The 7,856-nt window shown below is 49.5% G+C and carries 8 protein-coding genes; 3 read left to right on the top strand and 5 right to left on the bottom strand.

What is annotated here, in order from left to right; translation table 11 throughout:
* On the bottom strand, nucleotides 1-1,015 hold a 1,015-nt coding region (locus AC2215_RS24180; RefSeq protein WP_486812583.1), incomplete at its 3' end, for a globin family protein.
* Between the two features lie 458 nt (nucleotides 1,016-1,473).
* Between AC2215_RS24180 and AC2215_RS24175 the strand changes: the two genes are divergently transcribed.
* Nucleotides 1,474-3,276: a cytochrome c biogenesis ResB family protein gene (locus tag AC2215_RS24175; protein WP_486812582.1), complete on the top strand. Its 1,803-nt coding sequence runs from the start codon at nucleotides 1,474-1,476 to the stop codon at nucleotides 3,274-3,276.
* A gap of 283 nt (nucleotides 3,277-3,559) precedes the next feature.
* Nucleotides 3,560-5,284 (top strand): cytochrome c biogenesis protein CcsA, encoded by a 1,725-nt coding sequence (gene ccsA / locus AC2215_RS24170; RefSeq protein WP_486812581.1) that lies wholly within the window; start codon nucleotides 3,560-3,562, stop codon nucleotides 5,282-5,284.
* 79 nt (nucleotides 5,285-5,363) lie between these two features.
* Here ccsA and AC2215_RS24165 read toward each other — a convergent pair whose 3' ends face one another.
* From AC2215_RS24165 to AC2215_RS24155, 3 genes are all read right to left on the bottom strand, one after another.
* A complete protein-coding gene (locus AC2215_RS24165; protein ID WP_486812580.1) occupies nucleotides 5,364-5,933 on the bottom strand; it encodes a Uma2 family endonuclease in 570 nt (189 codons plus the stop codon).
* Between the two features lie 92 nt (nucleotides 5,934-6,025).
* Nucleotides 6,026-6,574, bottom strand: a complete 549-nt coding sequence (locus AC2215_RS24160) for a Uma2 family endonuclease (RefSeq protein ID WP_486812579.1) — start codon at nucleotides 6,572-6,574, stop codon at nucleotides 6,026-6,028.
* Between the two features lie 114 nt (nucleotides 6,575-6,688).
* A complete protein-coding gene (locus AC2215_RS24155; RefSeq protein ID WP_486812578.1) occupies nucleotides 6,689-6,967 on the bottom strand; it encodes a hypothetical protein in 279 nt (92 codons plus the stop codon).
* 203 nt (nucleotides 6,968-7,170) lie between these two features.
* Between AC2215_RS24155 and AC2215_RS24150 the strand changes: the two genes are divergently transcribed.
* Nucleotides 7,171-7,335, top strand: coding sequence for a plasmid partition protein ParG (locus AC2215_RS24150; RefSeq protein WP_486812577.1), 165 nt, complete (start codon nucleotides 7,171-7,173; stop codon nucleotides 7,333-7,335).
* A gap of 101 nt (nucleotides 7,336-7,436) precedes the next feature.
* Here the strand turns inward: AC2215_RS24150 and AC2215_RS24145 are convergent.
* Nucleotides 7,437-7,856: WD40 repeat domain-containing protein (locus tag AC2215_RS24145; protein ID WP_486812576.1), on the bottom strand; the 420-nt coding region annotated here is incomplete at its 5' end.

The raw sequence follows: 7,856 nt of genomic DNA, 5'->3' as shown, positions 1-7,856 counted from the left end.
CTTCCGCGACAACAGGTTCGGCGGTTTCTGCCTCAGCTGCCGCCACCGAATCGAGTTCCACCACTTTAGAATCGTAATCGGCACCAGAAAGCATCAGTTCGGTAATCGCACCGTAGGCTTCTACCCAGGCTTGCTTCACCTGAGGGGTCCAATCGTCTGCGAGATACTGCTCGAATGTCGTCAGCAGCGCATTACCCACCAGGGGATAGTGTTCCGGTAGTGCCCCATACTGTACGTGACGCGCCCCCAATCCTTTGAGGGGGTTTTCCAAGGCATCGGGTTTGCGCAGGTTCTCCACCACCAGTACCAAAGAAGCCACCAGTTTTTTCTGTTGTTCGGCCAAGTCGGTATTGGTAAACAGAGGTTGAGCTGCCGGATACATCCGGAATAGATTTTCGTAGAAACTCGCCGCAAATTCACCGGCACGAGGTTTGATTTGCTCGAAGGAACTTTCGAGAAGCGAGACTTTCAATCCCGATTCTTCGGGTTCTGTGGGGGCTTCCTCGCTCGTTTCGGGTTCTGTGGTTTCGGGTGCCGCTTCTGGGGGCGTTTCTTCCATCGCGTCCGGTTCAGCTGCAGCTTCCGAATTCAGTTCCACCACTTTAGAGTCGTAATCGGCACCAGAAAGCATCAACTCGGTAATCGCCCCGTAAGCTTCCACCCAGGCTTGCTTGACTTCATCCGTCCAATCCTCGCCGAGATACTGCTCGAAGGTGGTGAGGATAGCACTGCCAACGAGAGGATAGTGTTCCGGTAGCGCTCCGTATTGCACGTGTCGCGCTCCCAATCCTTTTAATGCGCCTTCGAGTACGTCGGGTTTTCGCAGATTTTCTACCACCAGTACCAGGGAAGCCACCAACTTTTTCTTTTGCTCTGCGAGGTCGGTACTCGCAAAAAGAGGCTTGGCTTCGGGGTTGGCGCTAAATAAATTTTCGTAGAAACTGGTGGCAAAATCACCCGCGCAGGGCTTAATTTGCTCGAAGGAACTCTCTAGAAGTTCGACGTTTAAAGACATTGGTGTTGACGACAGTATGGTGACGATCGCATCGGAACGCTGGGTCGGAAAAACGACCGATTGGGTATGTATCCTAGCGAAGTCCAAGTTTTAATTTGTATCTTCAAGCACAAATTTATAGAGTTATGCGTTTATTACATTAAATAGATTCAATAAATTGCATTTAAATGTATTAAACGTATAGAAATAATGTATTTATTGCATGAAACTAGAATTGTAGAATCCGATCGCAATCGAAATGTTTCTCCAAACGGCAAAAACTAACACAAAGTCTGAATTGCGATCGCACCTTCAATACCTATATATGCGTTTATCGAATTATTTTGATGTTTTTTAAGCATCGAAGCTAGCATATTTATCTAAATTTTGCCACTTTCGATACAAAAAACAAAACCAAAAACAGGTCTAGTATCGATAACTCGCAAGAACAGAGCGTATAGCCACCTGACACCCAAACTATGAACGTACTCGACCGGATTTGGCGATTTATCGGTTCGATTCAGCTCGCAGTTCCCCTGCTGAGCGCGATCGTTCTAGTCTTAATTGGAGCCACATTTTACGAATCTAAAGTGGGATCGGTTTCGGTACAACACGAGATTTATCAAAGTCCTTGGTTTGGGGCTTTAATGTTTCTTCTTGCCATCAACTTAGGGGTTTCTGCCCTCAATCGCTATCCTTGGCGCAATGCCCGGAAAATCGGTTTTGCCCTGACTCACCTCGGTTTAATCGTCATTATTGCCGGTTCTGCGGCGGTGATTCACCTGGGGGTTGAGGGAATGCTCTTGGTGAGAACCGATAGCGGGGCAAATAATCAAATCCGGATTCAAGGGGATTTACTCGAAGTCATGAATCTCGATCGAACCGTTGAATCGGGTAATCTTTTTATCGATCGAGCCGGCCAAGTTCATCCCTCATCTTTTGCGGGATTGAAGTTTGCAGACTATCGCGAGAACACCGTGCGTTCTGTTCGCTTTGTTGAAGGCACGACGGTTTCTAACCCTGCCGTTCGGTTGAGTTTAACCAGCGATCGCATGGGGCAAAATGTGGAGCGTTCCCTCGCCGTTTCCCCCAGCAGTTACAGCCAGATGACATTGGGAATTGCCGAGTTGGCGATCGTCGAAACTCACTCCGATCGAGAACTGCAACAAATTTTATCCCCAGCCAGCAACCAACCCCAACATTTGTGGGGAGAACTTGACATTACGCAGGGTGAAAGTCGGGCGATCGTCGATATTAAAGATAATGTATCGAAGTCCGTTCGATTGGGGGATTTAACCATCGAAATCGTAGATTTTTTTCCCGATTTTCGCCTCGACAAAAATCGTCTCCCCACCACCGCATCCTCTGAGTTTAATAACCCAGCAGCCTTACTCGAAATTTCATCGCCAACGGCAACCGAAGGCTGGTTTGTCTTTGGCAAAGCCGAATTTCCCCCGATTCGTACCGTCATCTCCGGCGAACGGATTGCCGACTTACAACTGAACTATCAAATTGAAAAACCACCCGCAGAGGATTATTTTCACGTCATCGTTAGCGAAGACGGGGAACTCTATTACACGGCGAAATCCTCCGCTGGGTTCAAATCCGGTCCGTTAGCCGTCAGCGAATCCGTCACCCCCGGCTGGGCGGATTTCCACATTACCCTGGAGGAATACATCCCCCATGCCAAACTGCAAAGAACCATCGTCCCCGCAGACAACCCGCAAGTTCCAGGCACTCCGGCACTTCTGGTGAAAACCGCCTCCGGAACCACCACCTGGCTGCCTTGGGGAGAACCCACCACGATTGAAGAACCCGATGGGGAAATCTACGCCGCATTCGGTCCGAAATTACTGGCATTACCCTTTGGGATTAAGTTAGAGGATTTCATTGTCGATCGCAATGAAGGGTCGCAATCCGTGGCGATGTGGACGAGTAAAATCCGTATCGAAGACCCCGCCAATGGCATCTCCGAACGGCGAAACGTGTGGATGAACCATCCCACCTGGTATCGCGGTTGGAAAATCGCCCAAGCCTCCTGGAATCCCGGCGATTTGCAGCAGTCTACCTTGCAGGTGAAGCGAGAACCTACCTGGGTGACGGCGCTGACGTGGATGGGTTCGGCGTTGGTGGTTTCCGGGATTGCGGTGATGTTCTACGCCCCGGCTTTAGTGCGAAAGATGCGATCGAAATCTGAGGATGAAGAACCCGCCGCGAGTCAACAGACTTCTGGGGAAGGGGAAGATGAAGGACTCGATCGAAATTTAACCCCGATTTCCTAGTGCAGCATGTTCGGGGAACTTCCCCCTAATCCATCCTCACAATGGTGATATTGTTCGGTTTTTGTCATGAAGTCTCAGTGTTTCACACATTGGCCGATACCCTGTAGGGGCGCGCGCATTTGGGCGGTTCGGGTTCGGGTCAACGAAAAATTGCAGATCCAAATGCCATGCCGTTATAGCATTCGGGCTTTATTGTTACCGTTTCTTTCATGATTTGTTAGCCGATACCGTCACGCACGGAAAAGGGCGAATGCTTTGCCCCACACCCCACACCCTCATACATATGAAACTCCTAAAATTTTTGATTGGCCTGTGCGCCGGACTTTTAATCCTAATTCTGCCGATTAGCCAATTTCAAGCCTCACCCCTCGAACCGCTACAAGAGTTAGCCGTGCAACTCGACGGGCGTAAAAAACCGTTAGATACCGTCGCCAGGGAAACGGTGACTCAAATTCACGGGAGAGCAAGTTACAAACCCTTAAACGATCGAAAGCGAGATTACTTATCCACGTATCTCTCGTTGTGGTTTAACGATCGCGATTGGAACGAGGAACCTTTCATTTTGGTGAGTTATCGTCCCCTCAAAGAACGGATCGGACTCGAGAGCGATCGCAAGTATTTTACCTTTTCCGAGTTGATGCGATCGGATCTCAATTCAATTCTGTGGACGGCCCGGCAAAAACAAGCGGACGACACCCCCCTAACCCGAGACGAACGGGAAGCCCTCACCATCGAAGACCGATTGGCACTCACCCTTGAAACCGTGGGGAATAACAGCCTGCCTTTGGTTCCCCATCCCACAGATATTAAAGGAACTTGGGTTGGAGTTGAGGACGCGCCCCAATATTACGATGCCCCGTCAGTTGCAGCGATTCAAACCGACTACGAAGCCTTGCGCAATGCCTATCGAGACAATCCCGAGGATGAAGCGAGTTTAGGAGAAATTGCCCGATCGCTCTCGACTCAACTCGCGGCAATAAGTCCCGATATCTACCCCACCCAGGCGGTTTTGCATCGAGAAGTGAGTTTCTATCACCTGCACCCCTTTGCCAAAGCTTGGTGGCTGTACGGTCTCGGTTTTCTCGCCATGGTGTTGGTAATGGCGTTCAAAGCCGAAGATTTCTATTGGAGTGCTTTAGGGGTTTTTGGTAGCGGTCTTCTCATCCACGGTTACGGTTTTATTACCCGGATGCAAATTGCCGGCCGTCCCCCAGTCACCAATATGTACGAGTCGGTGATTTGGGTGGGATTTGGCATCGCGGCGATCGCATTATTATTTGAATGTATCTACCGGGCGAAATACTATATCCTCGCAGCCGCCCCACTATCCATTATTTGTCTGATACTCTCCGACAGCCTCCCCGCCATTCTCGACCCGACCCTCAAACCCCTGGTTCCCGTTCTCCGGGATAACTTCTGGCTGAGTATCCACGTCCCCACAATTACCCTCAGCTATGCCAGTTTTGCCCTGGCGTTGGGATTAGGTCACATTCTCCTGGGTCATTACCTCTTTGTCCCCCAAGCCACCCCGAGAATCCGCAGCTTGTCGAAATGGAATTACGCCCTGTTGCAAGTTGGCGTTCTCTTGCTGAGTGCGGGAATTATCCTTGGGGGCATCTGGGCCCACTTCTCCTGGGGTCGGTTCTGGGGTTGGGACCCGAAAGAAACCTGGGCGTTAATCGCCTTGATGTGCTACGTCGTTCCCCTCCACGGTCGTTTGGTGGGTTGGTTTTCCGACTTTGCCATGGCAGTGACGAGTGTAGTGGCGTTTAATGGCGTATTGATGGCGTGGTACGGTGTGAATTTCGTGTTGGGAACGGGATTGCACAGTTACGGCTTTGCTACGGGAGGGTCGGAATTAATCGTTGCGAGTCTGGTGGGATTGGATTTATTGTTTGTGGGGATTGTGGTGGTGAAGCAAAAGGGACGTAAAACTCAAAAACCGATCGAAACCCTCGATTTTTCCGGATTGATGCATCAGATTGAGTCGCCATCGGGTCGTCAATGAAGTCGTCAACAGCGAGCGAACTTTACACCAGTGCGATCGCATTTGGATTTCCTACGGGTTTAATTCAAGCTGCGATCGCCTATTTCCCTTGCAAAATCCGATCGACCGTCAAATCCAACTCCTCAAAAATCGAAGAAGCGATCGCATCACTCCCGGTATAGACTTTCTCTTCGTATAACCCTTCCACCCATTCGAAAATCGTCACCTGTTGCAGTATCGGATCGACGATCCAATACTCGGCAATTCCCCTGGCGGCATACTCCGTCCGTTTGTAGCGATAATCTCGCTTTTCTTGGTTGGGACTGACCACTTCTACCACTAATAAAGGTGGCGGCATATCCATCATCACAATCGATCGAGTTGCCCCTTCCAATGCGATTTCTAACTCTTCTGACAAGACCATCAAATCCGGAACTCGCACCGATACGCGCGAACCGCTCACTGCCACTTCTGTCTTCATCGTAAGTTGCTGTGGCGGAATTCCCAGTTGACTGAAATATATCAGCAGAAACATGGCAATCCGTCGATTGATTTCACTTTCAGAAGGCATTGGAATCAGTTCCCCATTTTCGAGTTCGTACAGAGTCTCCGTCCCATCGTCATAGTCGATAAATTCTGCCAGTGTCATTTTTGCAGATGTTACGGTCATCGTCTGAACCTCTGTTGTTTTAGTTGCGATCGGTTAGGGCATCATCTATTCTTACTATCCTAGGAAGAATAGTGTAAAAGCTTCGGGATCGATTAGCTAAATAATCGCCGTACATCGATCGCTACATCTGAAAAAGATAAGGGTGAAACCATACCCTCAACCCGTGTCAATTCTGTCTGATATTTACCATCAGACAAATCTCGAAATACCTTCAATTGACAATTCTTTAAATCCGAAACCCAATACTCCTCAATCCCCGCTTCGGCGTAAATTTGTTTCTTTTTACCTAAATCTTTGACCAGGGTTGTATTGGAATATTCAATAAGCCAGAAAATATCGGCGGGATAAGGATGATGTTCCAAATAACGTCGTAGCGGTGGTTTAACGATCGCAACATCGGGTATGGGTTCTGAGTTATCCGGCAGCGTGACGGGTTTGGTTTCTCGAATCGATGCCCTTTCGCCCAACAGTCGCCGCAAATAATCTGCCCCATCGCTACTGTAGCAAGCATGGGCTTCTCCCTCTGGCGGCATAATAACGATATCTCCTTGCAACAGTTCGACGGGTTGCTCGTCAAACAACCCCGCATCGATCGCTGTGTGGTAGCGATCGAGCGTCCATTTGTAGAGGGTGACGGTCACGATCTTGACTCCTCCGGCTGTGGTCCGATTCTTGGAGAGGGCGAGTATTGGCGACTGACGAAACAACCTGACACGATCGCCTCTACCCGCCCAACTCGCATAATTTACTTTCAATTATGCGTCACGATCGCACCGGAGCCGACGAGTCAAAAGACTCATCACATCTCCAGAATTCGGTGCGGGTAATAACGGACTCCAATCGCTAATTTGCGCGAATCCCAGCAAGTACAAGGTGCTAATGGTGGAATTGACCCCTGCTGCAGATCCAATGACTAAAATTCGGACTGTCTCGTACTCATCTTGGGCGTACTCATCTTGGGAATGTGGCGAACAGTCTGCCGTTGGCAACGAGGGTTGCTCCCCTGTTGCAGATTCGAGTTTGGCTTTTAACATAGTTAATGTGCCTCCTTTAGGGCTTTGTCTAGAGGGGGTAAAGTCGCGTTTTGGGTGGTCCAGACCCAAGGCGCGGCGTTTTTTTGATTTCTAGAATTATAGCGCTGCACCCATTTTCCGCGCAACCCATTTACCTGTTTGTACTTGAATCCCGTTACCTTGCTAAGGTGAAATACTTATAGAACATAGCTTTTGAGGTCAAAATGCCAGCGAAAAAGCCAGAGGGAATGGTGGAACTAAACGGCTACATTCCCAAAGATCTGAAACGAGAGTTTAAACTCGCCTGCACTGCGATGGATCGAACGATGGGGGATGTCCTCACAGAGTTAGTCCAAAATTGGTTGCAGGAGCAGAAAAAGAAAAAGTAACGTTGTGACGATCGCATCTAGATTTCCTGCGGGTCTAATTCAAGATGCGATCGCCGATTTCCCAGACAAAACTTTCCCAGACAAAACTCGATGGCTTTGAACTACTCCTCCAAATCCTGACAGAGATTGCGATCGAGGTGTGGGGCATTGTACTTTAGATAGTCCCGAACTCGATCGCACGCATCCTCCAAGAGTGAATCGAGAGTTAGCTCTGCGAAATTCTGCAGAATCATGGTATTGCTCCCACTCGCCAAAGCCAGGGTCTGGCCGTCGGGACTGAAGGCGACACTGGCAACCGATTCTGGATGTCCCTCGAGGGTTTGCAGCAACTGACCTTGACGGTTCCACAGTTTGATTGTCTTATCCCCACTGCCAGAAGCCAGGGTCTGGCCGTCGGGACTGAAAGCAACGCTGTTGACCCAATTTTGATGTCCCTCGAGGGTTTGCAGCAACTGACCTTGAAGATTCCAAACTTTGACGGTCTTATCTCGACTGCCAGACGCAATCGTATCTCCGTCGGG

Source organism: Zarconia sp., assembly GCF_057467645.1.
This window is presented reverse-complemented; position numbering and strand designations above follow the sequence as displayed.